Origin of the sequence: Gluconobacter cerevisiae (assembly GCF_015244675.1) — a bacterium.
GTDB lineage: Bacteria > Pseudomonadota > Alphaproteobacteria > Acetobacterales > Acetobacteraceae > Gluconobacter > Gluconobacter cerevisiae.
Window position 1 is genome coordinate 153,738 of record NZ_JABCQO010000005.1, and the last position, 22,297, is coordinate 176,034.

23 protein-coding genes are annotated in these 22,297 nt (G+C 58.6%); 5 read left to right on the forward strand and 18 right to left on the reverse strand.

Features of this window, described 5'->3' with window-relative positions; genetic code table 11:
• Positions 1–6 precede the first annotated feature (6 nt).
• The 10 genes from asnB to HKD21_RS08125 are packed head-to-tail and all read right to left on the reverse strand — an operon-like array spanning position 7 to position 8,555.
• Positions 7–1,767 carry an asparagine synthase (glutamine-hydrolyzing) gene (gene asnB, locus HKD21_RS08080; RefSeq protein ID WP_194255194.1) on the reverse strand — a complete coding sequence of 587 codons (1,761 nt, stop codon included), beginning with the start codon at positions 1,765–1,767 and terminating at the stop codon, positions 7–9.
• The gene (locus tag HKD21_RS08085; RefSeq protein WP_194255195.1) at positions 1,767–2,816 is read right to left on the reverse strand and encodes a glycosyltransferase; all 1,050 of its coding nucleotides are present in this window, start codon (positions 2,814–2,816) and stop codon (positions 1,767–1,769) included. The genes asnB and HKD21_RS08085 overlap by 1 nt, the downstream gene beginning before the upstream one ends.
• Positions 2,817–2,852: 36 nt before the next feature.
• Entirely contained in the window at positions 2,853–3,773 is a 921-nt protein-coding gene (locus HKD21_RS08090; protein ID WP_194255245.1) for a glycosyltransferase family 9 protein, read from the reverse strand.
• On the reverse strand, positions 3,773–4,459 hold the full coding sequence (dnaQ, locus tag HKD21_RS08095) for a DNA polymerase III subunit epsilon (protein ID WP_194255196.1): 687 nt from the start codon (positions 4,457–4,459) through the stop codon (positions 3,773–3,775). Before dnaQ ends, HKD21_RS08090 begins: the two co-directional genes overlap by 1 nt.
• Positions 4,456–5,061 carry a dephospho-CoA kinase gene (gene coaE, locus HKD21_RS08100; protein WP_194255197.1) on the reverse strand — a complete coding sequence of 202 codons (606 nt, stop codon included), beginning with the start codon at positions 5,059–5,061 and terminating at the stop codon, positions 4,456–4,458. Before coaE ends, dnaQ begins: the two co-directional genes overlap by 4 nt.
• A gap of 3 nt (positions 5,062–5,064) precedes the next feature.
• Positions 5,065–5,895 carry a shikimate dehydrogenase gene (locus tag HKD21_RS08105; protein WP_194255246.1) on the reverse strand — a complete coding sequence of 277 codons (831 nt, stop codon included), beginning with the start codon at positions 5,893–5,895 and terminating at the stop codon, positions 5,065–5,067.
• Complete coding sequence (locus HKD21_RS08110) at positions 5,892–6,656, reverse strand: N-formylglutamate amidohydrolase (protein WP_194255198.1); 765 nt, start codon at positions 6,654–6,656, stop codon at positions 5,892–5,894. The genes HKD21_RS08105 and HKD21_RS08110 overlap by 4 nt, the downstream gene beginning before the upstream one ends.
• Positions 6,657–6,672: 16 nt before the next feature.
• Positions 6,673–7,332 carry a TlpA disulfide reductase family protein gene (locus HKD21_RS08115; RefSeq protein WP_228121175.1) on the reverse strand — a complete coding sequence of 220 codons (660 nt, stop codon included), beginning with the start codon at positions 7,330–7,332 and terminating at the stop codon, positions 6,673–6,675.
• 45 nt (positions 7,333–7,377) lie between these two features.
• Positions 7,378–7,959, reverse strand: coding sequence for a TlpA family protein disulfide reductase (locus tag HKD21_RS08120; RefSeq protein ID WP_194255199.1), 582 nt, complete (start codon positions 7,957–7,959; stop codon positions 7,378–7,380).
• Positions 7,956–8,555 (reverse strand): TlpA disulfide reductase family protein, encoded by a 600-nt coding sequence (locus tag HKD21_RS08125; RefSeq protein WP_194255200.1) that lies wholly within the window; start codon positions 8,553–8,555, stop codon positions 7,956–7,958. Before HKD21_RS08125 ends, HKD21_RS08120 begins: the two co-directional genes overlap by 4 nt.
• 15 nt (positions 8,556–8,570) lie before the next feature.
• Here HKD21_RS08125 and argH point away from each other — a divergent pair, with 15 nt between their 5' ends.
• Entirely contained in the window at positions 8,571–10,016 is a 1,446-nt protein-coding gene (gene argH, locus HKD21_RS08130; RefSeq protein ID WP_194255201.1) for an argininosuccinate lyase, read from the forward strand.
• A complete protein-coding gene (locus tag HKD21_RS14475) occupies positions 10,013–10,144 on the forward strand; it encodes a hypothetical protein (RefSeq protein WP_265588980.1) in 132 nt (43 codons plus the stop codon). Before argH ends, HKD21_RS14475 begins: the two co-directional genes overlap by 4 nt.
• Here the strand turns inward: HKD21_RS14475 and gluQRS are convergent.
• The gene (gluQRS, locus tag HKD21_RS08135) at positions 10,113–10,973 is read right to left on the reverse strand and encodes a tRNA glutamyl-Q(34) synthetase GluQRS (protein ID WP_194255202.1); all 861 of its coding nucleotides are present in this window, start codon (positions 10,971–10,973) and stop codon (positions 10,113–10,115) included. The genes HKD21_RS14475 and gluQRS overlap by 32 nt on opposite strands.
• Positions 10,974–11,116: 143 nt before the next feature.
• Here gluQRS and HKD21_RS08140 point away from each other — a divergent pair, with 143 nt between their 5' ends.
• Positions 11,117–11,689, forward strand: coding sequence for an HNH endonuclease (locus HKD21_RS08140; protein WP_034953612.1), 573 nt, complete (start codon positions 11,117–11,119; stop codon positions 11,687–11,689).
• Positions 11,690–11,731: 42 nt separating this feature from the next.
• Complete coding sequence (locus tag HKD21_RS08145) at positions 11,732–12,178, forward strand: CHRD domain-containing protein (RefSeq protein ID WP_194255203.1); 447 nt, start codon at positions 11,732–11,734, stop codon at positions 12,176–12,178.
• 96 nt (positions 12,179–12,274) lie between these two features.
• Here the strand turns inward: HKD21_RS08145 and HKD21_RS08150 are convergent, their stop codons facing one another.
• The 7 genes from HKD21_RS08150 to HKD21_RS08180 all read right to left on the reverse strand — a co-directional run bounded on the left by HKD21_RS08150 (position 12,275) and on the right by HKD21_RS08180 (position 21,401).
• Complete coding sequence (locus HKD21_RS08150; RefSeq protein WP_194255204.1) at positions 12,275–12,688, reverse strand: hypothetical protein; 414 nt, start codon at positions 12,686–12,688, stop codon at positions 12,275–12,277.
• A gap of 320 nt (positions 12,689–13,008) precedes the next feature.
• Positions 13,009–13,926 (reverse strand): restriction endonuclease, encoded by a 918-nt coding sequence (locus tag HKD21_RS08155; RefSeq protein WP_194255205.1) that lies wholly within the window; start codon positions 13,924–13,926, stop codon positions 13,009–13,011.
• A gap of 4 nt (positions 13,927–13,930) precedes the next feature.
• Entirely contained in the window at positions 13,931–15,403 is a 1,473-nt protein-coding gene (locus tag HKD21_RS08160) for a restriction endonuclease subunit S (protein ID WP_194255206.1), read from the reverse strand.
• Positions 15,400–16,866 (reverse strand): class I SAM-dependent DNA methyltransferase, encoded by a 1,467-nt coding sequence (locus HKD21_RS08165; RefSeq protein ID WP_194255207.1) that lies wholly within the window; start codon positions 16,864–16,866, stop codon positions 15,400–15,402. The genes HKD21_RS08160 and HKD21_RS08165 overlap by 4 nt, the downstream gene beginning before the upstream one ends.
• Positions 16,867–20,244, reverse strand: a complete 3,378-nt coding sequence (gene hsdR / locus HKD21_RS08170; RefSeq protein WP_194255208.1) for a type I restriction-modification system endonuclease — start codon at positions 20,242–20,244, stop codon at positions 16,867–16,869.
• Between the two features lie 43 nt (positions 20,245–20,287).
• Positions 20,288–20,860 carry a recombinase family protein gene (locus HKD21_RS08175; protein ID WP_194255209.1) on the reverse strand — a complete coding sequence of 191 codons (573 nt, stop codon included), beginning with the start codon at positions 20,858–20,860 and terminating at the stop codon, positions 20,288–20,290.
• A 154-nt stretch (positions 20,861–21,014) separates the two neighbouring features.
• Entirely contained in the window at positions 21,015–21,401 is a 387-nt protein-coding gene (locus tag HKD21_RS08180; RefSeq protein WP_194255210.1) for a plasmid mobilization protein, read from the reverse strand.
• Between the two features lie 226 nt (positions 21,402–21,627).
• On the opposite strand from HKD21_RS08180, the gene HKD21_RS08185 reads away from it, so the two are divergent.
• Positions 21,628–21,984: a TraK family protein gene (locus HKD21_RS08185; protein WP_194255211.1), complete on the forward strand. Its 357-nt coding sequence runs from the start codon at positions 21,628–21,630 to the stop codon at positions 21,982–21,984.
• The last annotated feature ends 313 nt before the right edge of the window (positions 21,985–22,297 follow it).

Sequence of the window (22,297 nt, forward strand, 5' to 3'; positions counted from 1 at the left end):
AGCCCGTCATGGTGTGTGTGCGAGCGTGTCAAAGGTATCTCCATCTACGGAGACACCCTCGATGTGATGGCGATGCCACAAAGCATAAAACAGTAATGTCCAGGCCTGCCGCGCGACGCCGCGCTGGCTGGCGCGGGCGAAAAGACGCTCCACATCCTGCTGCGGCATCATGGCGCGGATACAGGGCTGACGAGCCACCAGAGGCCCCAGACGCGGCGCCTGTTTCTCGATCCATGGCCCTACAGGCACCGTAAATCCTTGTTTTGGCGCAAACGGCCGGGCCTGAGGTAGCGCATCCTGAAGCCAGCGACGCAGAAGCCATTTCCCGTAGCCGTCACGCACTTTGAACGTCTCAGGCAAAGACCAGATCGCTTTGGCCACAACCGGGTCCAGAAGCGGGGTACGCCCTTCCAAAGAATGCGCCATCAGACAGCGATCCAGCTTGAGCAGCAGATCGTTGGGCAGCCATTCCGCAATATCCAGCGCCTGCGCGCCTTCGAGCCCGAATGTTCCGAGCGCGAGTTCCGTCATGGCGATCCCGTGCCGCCACTGCCGCCCCCGCTGCGGAAAGCGTTTGCCAAACGTCCCGGACCGATACGGTGCACGGCCACCTTTCCACCAGGGCTTCATGACCCGTCGATAACGACCATAGCCCGCAAAAAGCTCATCCCCACCCTCACCGCTCAGGATAACGGTGACGTCTTTTTTTGCTTCGCGAGCCAGAAACCACGTCGGGATAATGGCGTAATCCGCCGCAGGGTCGTCCATACACCCTACGATGGCCGGCAGATCACGCCAGACCATGTCTTCAGTGACGGTCAGGACATGATGATCCGCACCGACAGACGCGGCCAGAGCAGCGGCATCGGCGGATTCGTCTGCCGATCCGGCATCGAAACGCGCGGTCCATGTTTTGGGGTGTGGCAGTCCCAGCCGATGAGCTGCCGCCAGAATGACGGAACTGTCGATCCCGCCCGACAGGAACAACCCAAGCGGCACATCCGCCCGCAGATGCGCTCCCACGCTGTCAAGAAGCGCCGTGTCCAGCCGCGCCAACGCGTCCGTATCCGTCAGACCGGCCGGAACCGTATCCCGTGCCTCGTGCAGAACGTGACGACGGCGTGACTCCACGATTCGCCCATCCACGATCCTGAGCGTTTCGCCCGGCAGAAGACGCCGGATACCTTCGAAAATGGTGTCCTGCCCGGTCGTGAACTGAAGCTGCATCAGTTCATCGCGCGCACTTTCGCGAACGTTGCGTCTGCCGAACCCGCCCGCCAGCAACGCCTGTGCTTCGGATGCGAAGGCGATGCCTCTTTCGTAAGCCGCAATATAGAGCGGCTTGATCCCGAACGGGTCACGCGAGAGCACCATTTCATGGCGCCCCTGCTCGTTCTCCACGATCGCGATGGCGTACATGCCCCGCAATGCATGGGTATAACCTGCACCGTCCTGTAACCACAGATGCAATGGCGGCTCGCAGTCACTATGTGTCTGAAAGCAGGTTGCAGGAAAACGTTTGCGAATGGCCGGATCGTTGTAGATTTCACCATTCGCGATCAAGGCTGCCGCGCCAAGTTTAAAGGGTTGCGCGCCGCCTGCGATATCGACGATGGACAGCCGCCGATGACGCAGGGCGGCCCCCGCCAGATCCAGCCGCCCTTCCCCATCCGGTCCACGATGGAAAATCGCCTGTGACATACGCTCCAGCGCAGCTTGATCCGGACGATGTCCCGGCAGACACGACAGGCCTGCGATGCCACACATCAGGCACGCACCCCATCCAGAAACGCTGACCATCGCGCCATAACCACGTTCTGGGAAAACTCCCGCTCGAACCGCGTCCGTCCGTTCACGGAAAGCTGCTGCGCCAGTGCAGGATTTTCCAGAATACTGCCAATCTGCGCTGCAAGATCCTTTTCATCCTCGACTGCGGCCAGAAGCCCGTCTTGTGTGCCTTCAAGGATTTCCTGCGGGCCCTGAATGCGGCTCGCTACGACTGGCACTCCGGCGGAGAGCGCCTCAATGACGACATTCCCCAGCGGCTCGATCCGGGACGGACAGACCAGCGCGTCACAGGCCCGCAGCCATGGGCCGCTCTGCCCAATCCAACCGGGAAGATGTACACGATCCGCAACACCCTCCGCTTTCGCCAATGCCTCAAGCGCGGCACGCTCCGGTCCTTCGCCCGCAATGACGAGATGCACACCTGGAAGATGCGTCATCGCGCGGATCAACACGTCGAAGGCCTTGTTTTCATGCAGACGGCCCAGAGCGAGCACAAACGGCACTTCCTGCGGCAGAAAAGCGGGACGCTGCGGTGTCACGTCCGAAAAATCCGTCGCGAAATTCGGCAGGTGATGCACGCGATCGGCGGCCCAGCCCTGCGTTTTCATCCATTCCGCCAGCCCCCGCGTATTGCCGATCAGATGGTCACAGCGACGATAGTTCGACAGGTCGTAATATCCGCCCAGACGCCCGGCCATCTGCCACGGACCTGACGGCACCAGACGCGCCGCCCGGCTCATCCACGCCACAACGACATCCGGCCGGAACGCATTCAGACTACGCCGCAGCGCCGGCCGGGTCCGCAGATCCAGCAAACCGCCGAACCGGTATGTCCGGGTATCGACTCCTGCTTCCTCAAGTCGTCCAAGCCGACCGACATCGTGTCGGATCAATGCCTGAACGGGACGACCGTCTCGCATCTGCGCCATCGTCAGGCGTTCAAAGAACAGCTCTGCGCCCCCTCTGGGAGCCCCCGCCATCACATGGGCCACACGACCCCGGTATTCGTTGGACGATGCAGACATCATCCTTCTTTTATCGGGCATGACCGACAGGGCATCAAGTCAGTCTGTTTCAAGGTCCGGAATAAACACGTCTTTTTCATTGAGGATTTCCGTCGCGGCCTTCAGAACCCGCGCCACGTCCAGTCCAGCCATTGGAGCATGACCTTCCGGTCCCGGCGCTTCTACAAACCGTGCAAGACAACCGGCTGGCGCATATTCCGATGCCCGGGACGGCCCGAACAGCCCCAGCGTCGACGTCCCCGCAGCAGCGGCCAGATGCATCAGGCCAGAATCGTTGCCTACAAACAGTGCGCAACGCTGAAGAAGCGCTGCCACATCGCCCAACGCGTGGTTCCCGCCCAGATCCAGCGCATCGGGAAGCGCCTCCAGCACCGGCTCCGCCCGCGTACGCTCGTCTTCACCGGGTCCATAAAACACAACCGGACGCAGATTTTCCGACCGCAGTGCCTGCGCCAGCGCTACAAACCGTTCGGGTGGCCAGATCTTGCCGTCCCAGTTCGCCGTTGGCCCTAGTGCCAGCCAACGCCCTTCAGGCAATGTCGCAACTGCATTCGCCCGTTGTGCCTCGGACGTCCAGACCTTTGGCATTGGCGTGCGGCGATACCCCAGCGCCTCCCCGAGTTGCTCGACACGCCGTCCGGGCCGACGCCCGCCCCGTACGATAATCCGACGCCGCGCCCGCAACGTCAGTCCGAGCAGCGATCCGCGCAGGTCCACGACCATGAACCATCGCGTCGGAAAACAGGTCCGCCACAGATCAATCCAGTGCCGGTCATGGCGGCGCTTCTCCATGGTAATGATGCGCTCACAGCGTGGATCAGATTCGAAAAGCCCCGCCGCCACAGGACCACAGACGATTGTAAACATCGCCGCCGGATAGCGTTTCTGCAACGCACCCAGCACGCCTGTGGAAATTACCGCATCGCCCAGACGGTTGGACGTAATGAACAGAATTCGCATCATTCGCGATGCCACACCGCATCCTTGATAGTGCTCACGAATACCTCATGCACCTGCAGTTCTTCCGCGGTCGGCGGGGCCATTGTCCGTGGCGGACGACTGGCCAGTGCGTTGATCCCATCCGTCATGCTGCGACTGCGGGACGGCCCTGCCAGACCTAAGCCACGCTGCCGCCCGCCCATCAGTTCGACATACACATCCGCAAGAAGTTTGCAGTCCAGCAGCGCGTTATGGGTGCCGCGCTGCGACAGGTCGATTCCGAAACGGCGGCATAACGCATCAAGACTTGCCGGAAGTCCCGGATATTTCTTCCGCGCCATTTCCACCGTGTCGATGGCCCGGCTGGCATAATCGAGCGGTTCGCGCCCACAGAACTTCAGCTCAGCATTGACGAACTTGAAATCGAAGCGGGCATTATGCGCAATCATCGAGCTATCTCCGATGAACTCCAGAAAGCCGTCCGCGACTTCGGCGAATTTTGGCTTCCCTTCCAGATCCTCAATACGGAACCCATGCACCTTGGTCGCCTCGGGCGGAATGTCGCGCTCGGGATGTACCAGCACATGATAGACCTCACCCGTCGGGAGATCATCAATCAGTTCAAGAGCCGCGATTTCGATGATCCGGTCGCCCATATCCGGGTCAAAACCCGTGGTTTCCGTATCGAACAGGATGGATCTTTTCATGACGCCTCACGCAGCCGGTGCAACAGGGCATGGACCTGCCGGGCGGCATATCCACGTGACAGGCCGGTTCGTATCACGATGTCGGCCCGGCGTCTGCGTTCATGGTCACTCATCTGACGCTTGAGCAATCCTTTGGCGTCCATCACGCTCATACGCCCCCCGCTGCGTCCGCGCTGCCGGATACGCGACAAACGCGTGCTCATCGGGGCTTCTGCAACCACAACCAGATCGCACCGTCGGTCTTCGCCAATTTCCATCAGCAGCGGAATATCCAGCACACAGAATGGCTCTTTCCGTGCCCGGCACTGTTTCAGAAAACGCGCCCGTTCTGCTCGCACCAGCGGATGCATGATGGCTTCCAGACGTTTCAGCGCATCAGGCTGCGTTCGTACAACCTCTCGCAGCGCGCCTCGATCCAGATGCCCTTCAAGCACCGTTTTGGAGAACATTTTTTCGATCAAAGGGAGTGCCTTGCTCCCTTTACCCTGAAGCCTCCGAACACACGCATCCGCATCGAAAACCGACACTCCGCCCTTGCGGAACAGCGTCGCAACCGTACTTTTCCCGGCTGCCATCCCACCCGTCAGGCCAATAATCCGCACGCTCTAGCGCAGGCTCGCCGCCAGAAGATCGAACGTCGTCTGGTCGGCCTGCGGATCGACGCCAAACCATGCTCGAAACCCCGCCCGCGCCTGATGCACAAGCATTCCCAGACCATCCACAGTCCGCAATCCGCGATCCTGAGCCGCCAGCAACAGAGGCGTCTCGCGCGGGGTATAGACGATATCGGTCACGCACAGCCCCGGGGCAGCTTCTCTAAGCGCGGAATCCCAGTCCATGCCCGGCTTGCCCCCCATTCCCATGGAGGTGGCGTTCACCAGAAGCGAACAGCCCGACAGCAGGGACGGCCATTCGTACCACGCGACGGCCTCGCCGCCGCCAAGTGCTGCGACCAGAGCCTCGGCCCGCTCCGGCGTCCGGTTCGCGATCACGACTTCGCAACCCCGATCCAGAAGCGCTGCCGCCACGGCCCGCGCCGCACCACCCGCGCCCAGAATCAGGGTGCGACCACCAATCGCGACATCATGCGCGCTCAGATTGTCGCAAAACCCTGTTCCGTCTGTGCAATCACCGATGATTCGTCCAGCCACAAAACAGATCGTATTCACAGCCCCCGCCCGTTTGGCGGTCGGAGTGAGTTCGTCACAGGCGCGCATGGCAGCTTCCTTATGCGGAATCGTGACGTTCACGCCCTGAAAACCCGCTGCTGCCAGCCCGCGCAACGCCTGATCGAACCCTTCAGGCTTTGTCGGCAACGGCACATACGCGCCATTCACCCCGTTCACCCGACACCAGTGATTGTGCATCAGCGGAGAGCGCGAATGTTCGACGGGCCATCCCATGACGCCTGCAAGTTTCGTATGCCCGTCAATCACGCGGCCAGCCTTTCCCAAACTTTCGGCAGCAGGAGCGCCAGACGCTCGGCCCATGCCCGCTGCCCGTCTTTTTCAAGGATCAGATCCTGCCGGATTTCGATTTCCAGATAAGGCAGGCCCGTCGCTTCTGCGTGGCGCGGTACCGTGTAATCGGACGTATCGGTCAGGACGTAAGGCTCGTTATCGCCCACGCAGAGTGCGCTGTCTTCACGCAGCAGGTCCAGCGCGATCGACGCCATGCGGCTGTCCTGATTGTGCAGAATGCCGATCTGCCACGGGCGGTCTTTCCCGTTCATCTGCGGCGTAAAGCTGTGCAACGCAATCAGCGCCGTCGGACGCGAACCTCGTTCAGCCAGAACTTCCGCGATCGTGTCATGATACGGGTGCAGAATTTCACGTTCCCGCTTCGCCCGGCAGGTGTCCTGAGCGGTCCGATTGACCGGGACCGACGTGCCATCGCTCACACCCGGCATGGAGGTCGGATGGCCGGGCGCGCGGTTGCAGTCGATCACGAGGCGTGAATACACCTGCTCGATCAACGCTGCGCCAAGCGTTTCATGCAGCACTCGCCCGACACCGACGATACCGATATCCCAGGCGATGTGCCGCTCCCAGTCCTCGGTCCGCACCCCCATGTCCCCCAGCGCATCCGGCACTGCCCGTCCCGCGTGATCGCTCACGAACACAAACGGAGACGGTGTTTTTTCAGGGAAAAGAAGGAAGGGCGCCGGGTCATTGGCACCAAGAAGGGGAGCAGACATCAGGACTTCACTCTTACTATCCAGCCAGAGCCTGCACAGTATGCCTCACGGCGTCAGCAGACCAGTCCATGTTTCCGATGGATTCCGCGACGACTTCGCCTTTCGCGTTCAGGATCAGTGACCGCGGCACGCCATGCAGGGACATGACGTCCGGTGTCAGGCTCTTCAAATCGTCAGGGCGTACCTGCCGGATCGACTGTATCAGCGCCGTCTGATCCGCCGTCTCCATCATCACAGCCGAGAGCGGGTCGACCAGTATCGGCAAAGCGTCGATCCCGTGGCTGTCATAAAATGCCCGGACCTTGGGGATCGTACTACCACGCACAGCCACGGCGACGATCTGCGGCCCCTCGGCCCCCAGCGTCTTGGCCGTCGCATTTACCGAAGGCAGTTCACGGATGCAGGGCGGGCACCATGTCGCCCAGAAATGCAGGATGAACGGCTTACCGTACCAGTGCGACAGCGGCACGTCCTGATCCTGCTCGTTCTTCACGCTCAGCGGCGGCAGGACTTTCGGCACAGCCAGTTTGCCGAAAGAATTCGGCTCGAAAGCTAGTCCTTTACCGACTTCTTCCTTTGCCGTCGTTGCGGCAATGGCCCGTTCCGAAAGCAGAAGGGCACCGGCGCCGCCTAAGAGATGACCCATGAGATGACGGCGTGTCAGGGGAAAAGTCATGTTGGAAATCCGTTCTTTCATTACAGCAGATCTATCCCATCGCGCTCAGACGGCCGTGGCGGCAAACACCCGACGAAGCGCGCCAACGGCATCGGAGCTTCCCCAGTCCAACGCACCTGCCGATGTCGCGCGAATGCACCCTTCACTATCAATCAGGAATGTTACGGGGATGGCAAGTTCCGCAGTGCCGTACCAGGTCTTCAGATCCGTCCCGTTCACCGTCCATGCGGGTAAATCTGCGATACCGTTTCGATCCAGAAACGCACGAACATCGTCGGGCAATCCACTTGAAACCGCGACCGGTACAACAGGGCAATCTATCCCCCAAGTCCGCATGAACGCTGCAAGGGCGGGCAGTTCATGACGGCAGGGCGGACACCATGTCGCCCACACATGCAGCAGAAACGGCGCTCCCCGATGCGAGATAAGTGACGAATGTGCGCCCTCAGGGCCGGACAGTGAAAGCGCAACAGGCTCTGACACGGCCCGCCCCGGCATCAGCCGCTCAATCGGCATCCCACGACGCACAACCGTCCCGGCCAGTTTCGAAGCCCCGATCCCTACCAGAACCGCGAGACCAGCCGTTCCGACAACAACATTCCGCCGACTGACCAGCCCTGCCTTCACGCCGGTTTGGACGCCTGAAGGCCCGACAGGATCTTTTCAAAAGAATCCTGACTGTCCGGCGCACTCCACGCCATTTCCCCTTCAACACCGGCGCGCAGTCGTCCCTGCGAATCAATCACGCAGGTCATGGGAAGGCTTGGCTCGCCGGAGGTGAACCACTGAGAAAACTCATGCTGGCCCAGCGTCCAGGGCGCGATATGCGGCAAATTGCCCTGCGCCAGAAAGATCATCACTTTCGGCAGCGGACTCGCCACGGCGACTGGAATGACAGGAATGCTGGCCCCGATTTTCTCGATGAACGCATTCAGTGCAGGAAGTTCGAGCCTGCAGGGCGGGCACCACGTGGCCCACAGATGCAGAATAAAGGGCCGCCCCCTCAACGAGGAGAGCGCCAGCGTCGTGCCGTCTGGCCCCTTAAGCTGGAAATTCACGGGCTCCAACTTAGGCGCAGCGGGCGCAAGCGAGGGCAGCACGGATTGTGCTCCCTCCGCCGCGCGGGCGGAATTCCCCAGCCCGCAATTGCAGAGGGAGGCCGCCGCAGCTAGGCTGGCCGCTCCTCCAAGAAGGGTTCGCCGGTCGATCTGCTTCCGAATCATCTGTTTACGGTTATCATGAAAAACGCTCCTGTCGACACACAATCAGATGCCGCCACGTCCTTTGAAGGCACTGCCGCCAATCCGCAATGGGGTGGCCGCTTTGCCTCGGGCCCGGCCGCCATCATGGGTGAGATCAACGCTTCCATCGGATTTGACAAGATCCTGTGGCGACAGGACATCCGCGGCTCTCTCGCACACGCTGCCATGCTCCAGAAGGTCGGCCTGTTGACCGAGACGGAACTCGCCGAAATCCGGCAGGGCCTTGGCGACATCGCGCAGGAAATCGGCGAAGGCCGCTTCGAGTTCTCCCCGGCGCTCGAAGACATCCACATGAACATCGAGGCACGCCTGTCCGAGCGCATCGGCGAGGCCGGCAAGCGCCTGCACACGGCGCGCTCGCGCAACGATCAGGTCGCCACCGATTTCCGCCTCTGGGTTCGCGATGCCATTGACGGCCTTCAGGACCAGACCGCCGCCCTGATGCGCTCCCTCGCCACCCGCGCGCTGGAACATGCCGCAACGCCGATGCCGGGCTTTACCCACCTTCAGGTCGCCCAACCGGTCACGTTCGGCCATCACCTTCTGGCCTATGTCGAGATGTTGTCGCGCGATCGTGGCCGCCTGCGTGACGCCCGTGCGCGACTGAACGAATGCCCGCTTGGCTCGGCGGCCCTTGCCGGTACGTCCTTCCCGATTGATCGCCGCATGACGGCTGCGGCGCTGGATTTCGACCGCCCGACCGCCAATTCGCTTGATGCGGTTTCGGACCGTGACTTCGCGCTCGAATTCCTGTCCGCCCTGTCCCTTCAGGCCATGCACCTGTCCCGTCTGGCGGAAGAAATCGTGATGTGGGCCTCCGCGCCCTTCGGTTTCGTCACATTGTCGGATGCCTTCACGACCGGCTCGTCCATCATGCCGCAAAAGCGCAATCCCGACGCCGCCGAACTGGTCCGCGCCAAGATCGGCCGCATCATGGGCGATTTCGTGGGCCTGCTGACGGTCATGAAGGGTCTGCCGCTTGCCTATGCCAAGGACACGCAGGAAGACAAGGAACCCGTCTTCGACGCAACCGAGGCCATGACGCTTTCCCTCGCCGCCATGGACGGCATGATCCGCGATTTGAAAGCCAACGCTCCCCGGATGCGCGACGTCGCGGGCATGGGCTTCTCCACTGCCACCGACCTCGCCGACTGGCTGGTTCGTGAACTGCGTGTTCCTTTCCGCACTGCCCATCACGTCACCGGCCGTCTGGTCGGCATGGCGGAACAGAAAGGTTGCGATCTGGCGGATCTATCGCTCGAAGACATGCAGTCTGTCGAACCGCAAATCAACGCGGGCGTTTTTGATGTCCTGACCGTCGAGGCATCCCTCGCCTCCCGCACCAGCGAAGGCGGGACCGCACCAGCCAATGTGACGCAGCAGGCTCAGGCATGGCTCGTAAAACTCGGAGAATCCGCATGAAAACACTGCTGCTCGTCAGCATGGCGGTCATGGCTCTCAGCCTGACCGCCTGCGGCAAGAAAGGCGCCCCGCACGCCCCCGGCCCTGCGAAAGACATCACCTATCCGGGCGTCTATCCGCCGGAATAAAACTAGCCTCCAGAGCCTGCCGCACGAGTGGATGGTCCAGAACCTGTCGGGCCGTCCACCCTTCCTGCCGCAGAACTCTCACGCCTTCTGCCCCATCCCGTTTAGACAGTTTTTGTCCATCCGGGCCGATAATCAGCGCATGATGGGCATAGACCGGCTCCGCCCAACCCATCAGATTCTGCAACACCCGCTGGACTGATGTAGCCTCATACAAATCCCGCCCGCGCGTTACGGTGGTTACGCCTTGCAACGCATCGTCATGTGTGACGCACAGATGATACGACACGCCCGTATCCCGACGCGCCAGAACGATGTCGCCGAACGCATCGGCCCGGCCCGCGATCCGCCCGTGTCCAAGCTCCTGCCAGCCCGGCACGTCCTGTAATACCTCAAGCGCCCGCCCCATATCGAGCCGCCAGACCGGCTCCCGACCTGCATGAACCGCGCCATGCCGACAGGTTCCCGGATAGACGACACTCCCATCCGGCGCGGTCTGCGTTGCAGCCTCGGCAATCTCCCGTCGCGTGCAGAAACACGGATAGAGCAGCCTCCGCTCCCGCAGAGTCTCCAATACGGCCTGATACTCAGGCAAATGTTTGGACTGCTGTCGGGTTGGGACAGCCGAGACCAATCCAAGCCAGTCCAGATCTTCACGCAGCGCCGCCGTCAGTTCCGGCGTACAGCGCATCGTATCAATATCTTCGATACGGATCAGAAACTTTCCGCTCTCACCCGCCATGATCCGCGAATACAGCCCTGACACCACATGCCCCAGATGCAGAAACCCCGTAGGACTCGGCGCAAATCGTGTTGTGGCGGGAAACGTCATGAATGTGTCACCAGCGTTTGCTTGCGGTCAGAGCAGTTTACTGGAATAGTTTCTTCAAAGAAGCCGACGACACGTGTTTTCCCGCTGTTTGTCCCGTTTTCATTCGGCGCCGTAACCCCGCATGTGTCGTCCTTGCAGAAAGGATGCGTGTGGTGTCCGTCAGCGGTCAGCATTTTCCGGCTCTTGTCCTGAACGCGGATTTCCGTCCGCTGTCCTATTTCCCGCTCTCGCTCTGGTCCTGGCAGGAAGCGGTCAAGGCCGTCTTCCTCGACCGCGTCTCGGTCCTTTCGGAATATGAAGATGCCGTTGTGCATTCCCCAAGCCAGAGTATGCGCCTGCCCAGCGTGATTGCCCTGAAGGACTATATCCCCACCGCCCGCAAACCGGCCTTCACGCGCTTCAACGTCTTTTTGCGGGACAATTTTTCGTGTCAGTACTGCCACGACCGATTGCCCACGCACGAACTGACCTTCGATCACGTCATCCCCCGTGCCCGCGGCGGCCGCACGACATGGGAAAATGTCGTCACTGCCTGCAGCCCCTGCAACCTGCTCAAGGGCTCAAAACTGCCAAGCGAACTCGGGATGCACCCGCACCGCAAGCCGGTACAGCCCAGCAGCCGCCTTCTTCAGGAAAATGGCCGGACCTTCCCGCCCCATTACCTTCACGAAAGCTGGCGCGATTATCTGTACTGGAATACCGAACTCGAAACCTGAGCAGACGTTCTGTTGTTCCCAATTCTGTAAGGATGGACTTCCATGCGTACCGGACTTCTGCTGACGACACTCGCCCTCGGTCTCTCCGTCACCGCCCTGCCAGCTTCCGCCGAGACCCTGCATCTTTTCGGCCCCTTCAAGGGCGAACATGGTGCCACCACCCCGATCAAGGGTTCGGCGTCCGCCATGCTGGATACCACAAAAAACACCCTGACCTACCGCTTCGAGGATAATGGCCTGTCCGGTCCCGTCACAGCCATCCATCTTCATGGCCCTGCAGATGCAGGTGAAGATGCGGGCGTTCTGGCTCCGATCAACGGTCCCTACACCACCCGCATGACCGGTACGCTCCAACTCACGCCTGATCAGGTCAAGGACGTTCAGGCCGGACGAAGCTACATCAACCTCCACACGGAAAAATTCCCGGATGGAGAGGCCCGCGCCCAGCTCACCACGGAACTGACCGGCCACCATCATCACGCAGAATAAGACTGCCATCACGGTAAATTAGAAAAGGCCTGCCCCTCACAGGGCAGGCCTTTTTTATGAGACTGGCAACAGATCCAGCCTGTCAGGCGAGTGCTCTTACTCGCCTGTTGCCGAACTTTTCGTCTCGGGAGACTTGGCGGGCTGACCCGGATCAAGATCGTGGACGGCCTTCTTCGTCCAGACGCTGGTGTCATGCACCGCATCTTTCGTACCGTTCTTGGTCGCCTTCCAGCCCTTTTTGCTTTCCTTTCCAGTCCAGTGAGCCGCATCGGAAACGCCATTTTTCGTAGCGTCCCAGCCTTTGACGCTCTGTTTTTTCGTCCATTGCGCCGCATCGGACGTGTCGTGACGAACTGCGGCCCAGGACTGACGCACACTCCGGCATAGGTCGGTTTCACAGGGCTTTTCAGTAGAATCAGCCGCCATGGCCTGCGGAGCCATTCCCAGCGGCATCACAGCCAGAGCAGCAAGAAGCAGAGGGGCCGAAGAAGAAATGAACCGGATCGACATTGAGAGTCTCCTGTTTTCAGAGACATACACCCTGTCACCCTCCGCAGGGTCGGGCAAGTCCGACACTCCGTTTCCGTCGCAACCATAGTGGCCACAACAGAAAAACCCCGCATCACTGCGGGGTTTTCAGCACATCAGACCTGAAAAGCTTCAGGCACTAACAAAGTAGAATCATTCCCACTCGATTGTAAATTATAGTAATTCTCACATTAAAATCAGTAAGTTAGATTTATGATTGATACCGATACCATGAAAAATACCCCTTCCAGAAAAAAACTTGTTGGCACGTTACAACCTTGATCCGGTAGCGCACCGCTGAGCTACTCCTCGGAGAAAAAATCCTCGTCGAGCCGCTTGAACTCAATCGTGCGACTGATACGGACGCCGACGCCATATTCGATCATCAGGTCGGTCAGCCGTTCCCCGTCGATCAGGATAACCCGCTGGGCGAGGTGCTTGACGTAATCCCGCGCCTGACCGCTGAAGGTAGTGGTCGTGACGAACACGCCCTTCGTGGCACCATGCCCGACCAAGCTGCCAACGAAGGCCTGCACATCAGGACGGCCGACCGTTGTTTCAGAGTAGCGCTTTGCTTGCACGTAGACCCGGTCCAGCCCCAGCCTGTCCTCGTTGATGACACCGTCCACACCACCGTCGCCCGAACGGCCGAGCTGGGTGGCCGCGTTCTTGTGCGATCCGCCATAGCCCATGGCGATCAGCAGATCGACGATCAGTTGCTCGAAAAAGGCCGGTGTGTTCTGGACGATACGTTCCAGCAGGTCCGCGCGGAGCGCCGATTGAACGGCCTGATAGGCCGCCTCAATCTGTTCCTCCGGCGTGCCAGTTTCGACTGTCGGGGCGATGGTAACAGGCGCGGCATCGTCGTCAGAAGATTTCTGACCGCTGAAAAATTCGCGAAAGCCCTCATAGTCCTTCAGTTCGTTCACACCGATGCGCATCGGATTGGTTGCCAACAGCGCCCGTCCGGCATCGGTCACAACGAAGCGTCCCCGCTTGGGCGACGCCACGAGGCCCGCTTTGGAGAGATAGAATTTTGCCCATTGGATGCGGTTGTACAAAAGGCGTTGCCGTCCGCTGGGTAGCATTTCTTCGCGCTCATCGGGACTGAGGCCGAGATCATCCGCAATCTGCTCGGCGGCATCGGCCACGCGCTGTTCGCCAGCAGAAGCGAGGCGCAGGACCGGCAGCATCAATGTCTGGTAATCGGGAATGGCCATGGGGTCAGGTAATCTTCTTGCGGCCGCGCTTGGTCTTTGGTGCAGCGGTACGTTCTGCCCGGATGCGATCGAGCAAGGCGCTCGCGGGTTCGTCAGCGAGATTTTGCGGCACCAATTCGCCCCTGAAGGCCTTGGCCAACACCGATTGGTCGAGGCAGTCGACTAACTTGCGTGAGCTTCTGGCGTCGGAGGCAAGGCGGTCAATCCAACTAAACGCCGCATGTAAGCGGCTAACAATTACATCCTGTTCTAGACGACTAGGAAGTGCAATTGGTGCATCCATGATCCCGGCGAGACCAACATTGCCTTGATTAACTCCGCCAGTTTCGTGGCCAAAAAAATGATCTTTGAACGCGCCTAAATGACTAAACAATTTTAGAAAATCGGGATTCAATAGTTCAGTCGGGCTTAGGCATGCGATTCGCTGGTTTATTAAGATTCCTCGATGGTCATCTTTGAGAACAATAAAATGCCCGTAATCCCTTTTAAACCGAGTGCCCGTTTGCGCTACAAGCACATCGCCTGCCTCACCACCAAACGCCTTGTATTGATCGACATTCTTAAGAAAAACGGGACTTCTGTTTAGGTCGAATATGCCATTATGAAGATTTCCTAGCCGAACGACTTGTGTGCCGGTTTTAGTAAAATCACCGCTTTTGAACGCAACGCCGCTCCTATGTGCGACGACATCTCCAACATAGCAACGTAACCATCTTTCTGGAGCACCTTCGTGCACTTTGGAAATTTCGTTTGAATTTTTCCAAGGCCGAATGTTGATACGTGCACATAAAGCTTTCTTACATATATCGACTTCAGCTTTGTTTGGCCTCTTTGACTCATTAAATTCCCGCGTCAAATCGCCCCGGAAGGCGGCGGCGAGGATGGCCTGTTTGTATTTCTCGACGAGGCGGGGGATGTGGTCGAGATGGTCGCGGGCGCGTCTAGATTTCCCGGTGAGGCTGTCGATCTTCGTCACGATCCGCCGCTGTTCGGGGAGTGGTGCGACAGGGATTGGAATCGCCTTTAGGTCCGACCCACGCAAATTGTTGATACTGATGCCCAGAGCAACTTTTTCCACATAATGTCGATAAGCACGTGAACGAGAGTAAGCGGCTAGCCATCTTCCCAGATCTCCGGTGCGAGGTCTGGCGACTGTGCAAAATGCGCCGAAGGCATAGATACGGTCATCGTCCCTCGCTGTAGCGGCTTTACCAACGACCGTCCGGGACCCCGATGACGAGGCAATTAGCAAATCACCGTCTTGCAAATTTTGCTCTGGCGAAACGCACTTAGCGGGCACAAAGACAAGATCATCGGTAGTGATGCCGCCACCAACAATATTATTGGCGCGTAGAATGGGGACCAAACCATCTCCCGGCGTTGGCGAAGAATCCGATTTACTATAGGTAACGCCGCGGACAGACGAAAATAGATCATCTCCAGATGCTTTAATCCACCCCCTCGGTAAATCACTCATTCCGCCGCCTCCGGCACGGCAGAAGCTTCTTCGACGCTGTCCAACTCAAGTTCGTCTGAGAGCGTTTCGATTTCCTCCAGCGCCGCTTTCAAATGACCGATGATGGCGGCCGCGATATCCTCTGGCTCGGTCAGAGACTCTTCCGCTTCTGCTTCGGTATCTCGAAGCCAGCTTATGTTGAGGTTGTCGTTACGACCGGCAATGGCGGCACGATCAAACTTGCGCCAACGGCTATCCTCCCCGCCATCTTTCCGCTTGGCTTCGCCATTGGCGTCCGCGCCATAGGCCTTCTCAAAATCCGCAAAGTCGGCAACGGTCAGCGGTCGCGTCTTGCCATAGGCCGGAGCGTTCGCCCGCATGTCATAAACCCAAACCGCCTTAGTGTTGCCCTTGTCGCTTTTGGCACGCTGGAAGAACAGCACATTCGTCTTGACGCCCTGTGCGTAGAAAATGCCGGTCGGCAGGCGCAGGATGGTGTGCAGGTCGCACAGATCCATCAGCCAGGTGCGCAGGCGGCGGCCGGTATTATCCTCGAACAGCACGTTATCGGGGATAACCACAGCGGCGCGGCCACCGGGGGCCAAGGCGCGCACGATATGCTCGACGAAGGCAAGCTGCTTGTTCGACGTATCCGCCGTGATCGAGAAGTCAGAACGGGTTGGACGTCCTCCGCCCTTCTTGGTGCCGAAGGGCGGATTGGTGAGGATCAGATTGGCCTTAGGCAGCGCCTCCCCATCGGGGGACAGCGTGTCGATATTCTCCATCCCGCCTTCGATGCCATGAAGCAGCAAATTCATGATGCTCAGACGGTGAGTATCCGGTACCAGTTCCGCGCCAGAGAAAGCGTTGTGCCGCTGGAAGAAGGCCTGTTGCTCCGTCAGTGTGTAGAGATCGTCCGTGTGATCCTTGATGTAGCGATCGGCGGCGACGAGGAAACCCGCCGTTCCACCGGCTGGGTCCTGGATCACTTCGCCCGGCTGCGGCTGCATCAGGCGCACGATGCAGTCGATCAGCGGGCGGGGCGTAAAGTATTGTCCAGCGCCGGATTTCTTGTCGGCTGCGTTCTTTTCCAACAGGCCTTCATAGAGGTTGCCCAGCCCCTCTTCGCGCGCAGAGAACCAATCGAGTTGATCGATATTGGAGGTCAGCGCTTTGAGGTTTGTCGGCTTGCGTAGACGGGTCTGCGCGTCGAGGAAAATGGCCTTGATCAGAGCATCGTTCGTCTGACCGAGTTTCAACAGCATTGCCTTGTAATAGTTTAGCTGTTCCAAGCCTTCGCGTTTGGCAAGCAGGCTCCACCGCCACTCTTTCGGCAAACGCTCTTCCTTCCCGGTCTCTTCCAGCATCTTGAGGAAGAGAAGGTAAGTTAGTTCTGTCACGTATTCATTGTAGGTGATGCCATCGTCGCGCAGGACATTGCACAGGCTCCAAAGCTTGGCGACGATGTCAGTGGTCGTGCTCATTTACGCGGTCTTCTTCCACAACTCTTCGTTAATCCCGGCGAGGATGCTTTCCAGCTCTCCGCCGAACACTTTATTAAGGCGATTGAAGCCGCCATCGGCGATAAACGGCTCCTTGTCGATGGCAACACGATCCACCACAATCTCTTTTTCGATCTGCTCGCCGATCCGCTTGAGCCAGCGTTTCTGTGGGTCTGTCCATGCACGGCTCGCCATGATGGCGCGCATCGCGTGTCGCACACGGTCTTCATAAGGGATCAGGGCATCGCCCAGGGCTGCCTGCCGGACGAAGCCGATGACACACGCGGCAATTTCCTCATTGCGTGCATCCGCCCATGCACGGCGCAGATTGGCGTCGGAAAAGCCCTTGGCGTCTAGGGCAAGGCGCAATGCCTTCAGATCGGCGCGGGTCAGATCACGAGGTCGTTGCACGACGACTTTGAGTGCTGCGATCGTGTTGATATTGTCGCGCACGAAGGCGGCGAAGCTATCCAGAAAATCCTCAGGCTTTGCGCCGCTGCCATAACCGCGCGACACTTCAACAATATGATCCGCGTGCTTGGAAATCGGAACATAACCGACATTATCGCCATCAGCCTGCCAATCGAGGATAGGGCCGATCGCAGCGTGATCCTTCAGCCATGCGGCAAGGCCCGGTGCATCACCGGACATGACCCGTTGCAGCATCGCCTCCGGCGTTTCGCCCACTGAGGCCTCAAACTGCTGTCTTGCATCATCGGTCAGCTTTTTGATCCGACGACGCAGCTTCACGGCGAGCTGTTCGCGAATGACCTCCCGCTGCTCATCGTTCTGCGCTGCTGTCATTTCGTGGACGAGCTGGGAAAAGCTTATCGAGGGGTTAACGACGACCGGCTTCATGTCGGTCATGTTCTGGAGGTGGGGATAGAGATCGACGGCGTCGAAAATCCGGAAGACTTCTTTGCCTATTTCCGGACACTGACGTGTGGCGCGGCCAATCATCTGTTCATACAGGATGCGACTGTTCACCCGGCGCAGGAACACGAGGTTGGTGATTTTTGGCACATCAATGCCAGTGGTAAGGAGGTCGACGGTCACAACGATTTGCGGATTGGCATCGTTGCGGAACGAGCGAATCCAGTGCTTCACCTTGTCCACGCTACCGGTGATTTTTTTTACGGCTGCGTCGTCAATCTCGCCATAGTGCTCAGCAAATGCGGTTTTGATCGCGCTGACCACCATATCCGCATGGGCATCCGTGGCTGCGAAGATCAGCGTTTTACCGGGTAGCGCTGGATCGATGTGGCGCGCTAGTTCCTCCGCCACGACACTATTGAACTTGGGGGTGATAACCTGGCGGTTGAATGCCTCTACTTCAAAACGGATTTCGTCCGGTGCATGGGCCAGATCGACTTCGCCGGTCCGGGTGTTGAGCAGTTCAAGCTCTTCATCCTTCTCGAATTTGATACCCGCGCGCGCTAGCGCTGTTTCGATGCGGATCGGCGGCTCGTGGTCGATTAGAAAGCCGTCTACCACCGCCTCCCGATAGGAATAGGTAAAGACCGGATCGCCGAAAATATCGGTAGTGTGAAGCGCAGGCGTGGCCGTCAGGCCGATCTTGACCGCGTCGAAATAGTCCAGCACGCGCCGATATTTGGAGATGTAGTCGTCCTGCCCCCTAAAGCTCAGTTCGGCATCCGACATTTCCCGGTCGAGCAGATAGCCCCGGTGACATTCGTCGATGACCATCAGGTCATATTGGTCTACAGGCGGCACGGATGCTGCATCGGCGGCGAACAGCACACGCTTCACCAAGCCCTGAATAGTGCAGATGTGGACCTTGGTTTCCACATCCGGGGTCACGTCTCCCAGCCCCTTTAGGCCAAAGATTTCCGCGAATGTCTTGCCGGATACGACTTTGGTTGTCGAAAACTCTCCCTCAGTCTGATCGCCAAGGGCGCTGCGATCAACCACGAAGCATATGCGCCGGAACCGCTTCACTGAGAGCAAGCGGTACAGCATGGCGATGGCCAGCTTGGTCTTTCCAGTTCCGGTTGCCATCGCGACCAGAACAGCCCGCTGTTCAGCCGACAGGGCGGCTTCCACGGACCGGATGGCGCTTTCCTGATAATGGCGAAGCGGAAAGCCGAATTCGAACGGCTGCGCCTGTAGCGCGGCATCAGCAGCATCTTGATCGACTTCAAGCAGGCCGGTCAGACCTTCCGGCGTAGGCCAGTCAACCAATGCGCGACGATGGTTCGCGGCTCGCCGGGTGTCGCGGAACCAGATGCCGCTCTCTGTCTCGATTTGCCTGAGATAAGATCTGCCATTCGCGCTGAAAGCAAATGGCACTTTGTGCTCACCCCAAGGGCCACAGGCATAACTGAAATCGCCGCTATCCTTAATGCCGATCGAGTAACGCTCAGCCTGATCGATCGCAGCGGAAACATTCTTTCGGCGGCGTTTCGCTTCCACGACCCCGACCAGGGTGGTTCCGACAAACAAGGCGTAATCAGCCGGGCCATTTGCAGTAGGCCATTCAGCGATAGCGAGATTGCGGCCTTTGGCTGGGCGAACACCATTAGCGTATCGAAGCTCGCGGGTGTTCGCCTCCCATCCACGGTCGCGAAGTTGCTGGTCTATGAGCGCGCGTGTTTCCGCCTCGTCGAGGTCGATCTTTATCGCAGCCTTTTCGCCTCGCTCCACCAACTGAACAGCTGCAGCGCGAGGGGTGGCCTCCGCCTCGGCTTGGAGCGCAGCGAGCTTGGCAATGACCTCTGCCTTCTCGGCATCGATGTCCTGAGCGATCTTCTCCCAAGCGGAACGCTCCTCAGCCTCGCGCGTCAACCTCTCTTCTACTGCCTCACGCGCGTGAGCGTGCTCGTCAGCCTCAAGTCGAGCGCGCGCCGCATCGCCTTCAGTTTCCGCTACTTTTTGTCTAAGATTTTCGATCTCTTCGCGCAGCGCAACCGTCGCATCGACGGGCTTGCGCGGCGGAACAAAGGCACCGGACCGAAAGTCGGCTGCACGGCCATAAGTCCTATGAAACCAGATACCGAGTGACCAAGCGAATTTCAACGCCGTAAGGGCGGTAGAGTGGTCGCCCGTTGCTTCATGCACCGCGCTGTTTCCGGCCTTCCGCAAGGCATGAAAAATATCAGCGGCTTCTTTCGGTATTAGTCGGTCATACGACAGGCGTCGCAGGGTTTCTTCGAATGTTTCACGCTCATCACGATAAACCGCATGGTGGGCAGCGACCAGCTTGGCCATCAATTCTGCGAACTGTCGCAGCTTCACGATCGCCGTGGAGGGATCGCTAGGGAAATAGCTTTCCGCGAGACCACAAAGAGTCACTAGTTGTTTGTTGTGCGGCGCTAAGAAACCGAAGTTCAACGAATTCATCGTACACCTCGGTTCTTGATCGAGTGTTTATGTCTCGCAAAGGTCATGCATGCCTCGGGGCAACGACGCCTACGTGCTTGTAAAGCGTGGTCCGAGAAACTCCGTAACGTCGGGCCACGTCAGCAACCTGGATTTCCGGGTCGCGCAGGAGCGCCTTGATCTCGCGGACCTGCTTCTCCCCAAGCTTGGGTTTGCGGCCGCCGGAGCGGCCTCTAGCGCGCGCTGCGGCTAGGCCAGCATGGGTGCGCTCGCGGATCAGGCTACGCTCGAACTCCGCTAGGGCAGCAAACACGTGAAAAACGAGCTTTCCAGCAGCACTGCCGGTCTCAATTTTCTCGGTTAGGCTTTCGAAGCTGATGCCGCTGCGTTCAAGATCGGCCACAATCTGCACCAAGTCGGGTAGACTGCGACCAAGCCTGTCTAAGCGCCACACCACGAGCGTGTCGCCGCTACGGAGAGCCTTGCGGCACTGCTCAAGCTCAGGGCGTGTGGCGCTCTTACCGCTCGCGGCCTCTTCATAGATGACACCGCACCCGGCCTGCTGAAGCGCGTCGCGCTGTAGATCCAGATGCTGGTCTTCCGTGGAGACCCGCGCATATCCAATACGCTGATTCATTGACGAAACCGGAACATTGAAAACTTGACGGCAATGCTAACCCAGCGGATGCCGTTCGGCTAGTCCGGAATGTCCATTTTCAACCTGTCCAGAAAATGACCGTTTTATGAACAGCCGATTTCCGCTTGCGACAGAAAATTTCGGGCTGGCTCAATCAAGGCTTCGCCGGAATGATCTCCGAGAGCTGACTGATAAGGTCAGTCAGTTCCGATTGCTTCATTAGGATCATGTCCAGTGCTGCACGGACTTCGTTATCCGAAACAGCCCTACCCGGCTCCTCAACCAGCCAGAGCTTCAAAAGACCGCCCAATCGTCCAAAGTCACCTCGGAGCTTGATGATCGTCAGCAGAGTTTCTTGGTCAATTAGGCTCGGCGGCTGATAGCCAAGCGCCAGCTTTCGTAACAGCGCCGAGACAGGCAAGCGGACAGCACGCGCGGTCTCGGTAATGGTCAGACGCTCCGCGTCAGTCACACCCACCCATATTGGTCGCTCAGCGCGCGGTCCTACATGCTTGTTCCGGCCTTTCTTGGCGTCATTCACCGGGCGAATCCCTCCTCTCTAGCGTGGAGACGAAGGCGACTAAGCACGTTGCCCCATAGGGGGCAACATATCTTGCTTTCAAACATCACGCAACAATATGCAATTATATGCGAACGCACCCTCGGTCTCACGATCAGGAAGATTTTCGCATATAATTGCATATATTGGATTATATTAGCGCATATCCGCGTTCTAACGCGGTAGGCATACCATGGGAGTATTTACAATGACGCCAAATAAGAAGGGTATGGCTCGCGTGAGGTTTCTCACCCTAAAAACCGCCATCGCAGAAGAGATGGAGCAAGGTTACAACAGGTCAGATATCTTCCAAAAACATCACGATGTCCTTCAGATGAGCTATAGTCAGTTCACGCGGCACGTGAGGAAATTTATTTTGGGACTGCCCTCACAGCAGCCCAAAAGAGGGCTGCCGCCTGCCTCCTCCACAGCCATTGAAAAACAAAGCCCGGAGGTATCTTCCAAACGCCGTGCTTTTAGCCCAAGGCCGATAAACTTCCATCCGAGCCCTGATCGTAAGCTCATTGCCCACTGGCTGTCCCCTGCGGAGGGCACAGAGAAATAATGAATTGCATGCCGTTTAAACGCTACGAGCAAAGCGTTTAAACACTCTCGCCCCTCGACCGCCCCGGGCACAAAGAACGTCCCTGAAGACATATCCCCAGCAGGAAGAGCCCCGTAGACGTTAAAAGAATATATTTAAGTTAAAACGCGCGCGCGTGTTAAGGGTTAGAAAAACATATAATATTCAATATGTTATATACCACTCATGTGGGTGAAAGTACGTGTCGGGGCGTGGGTAAAGGTACGTGCTAATCCACAGGAAAACGTGGGTGAAGGTACGTGTCATTCCACAAAGCTATCGCCACTTATCAACA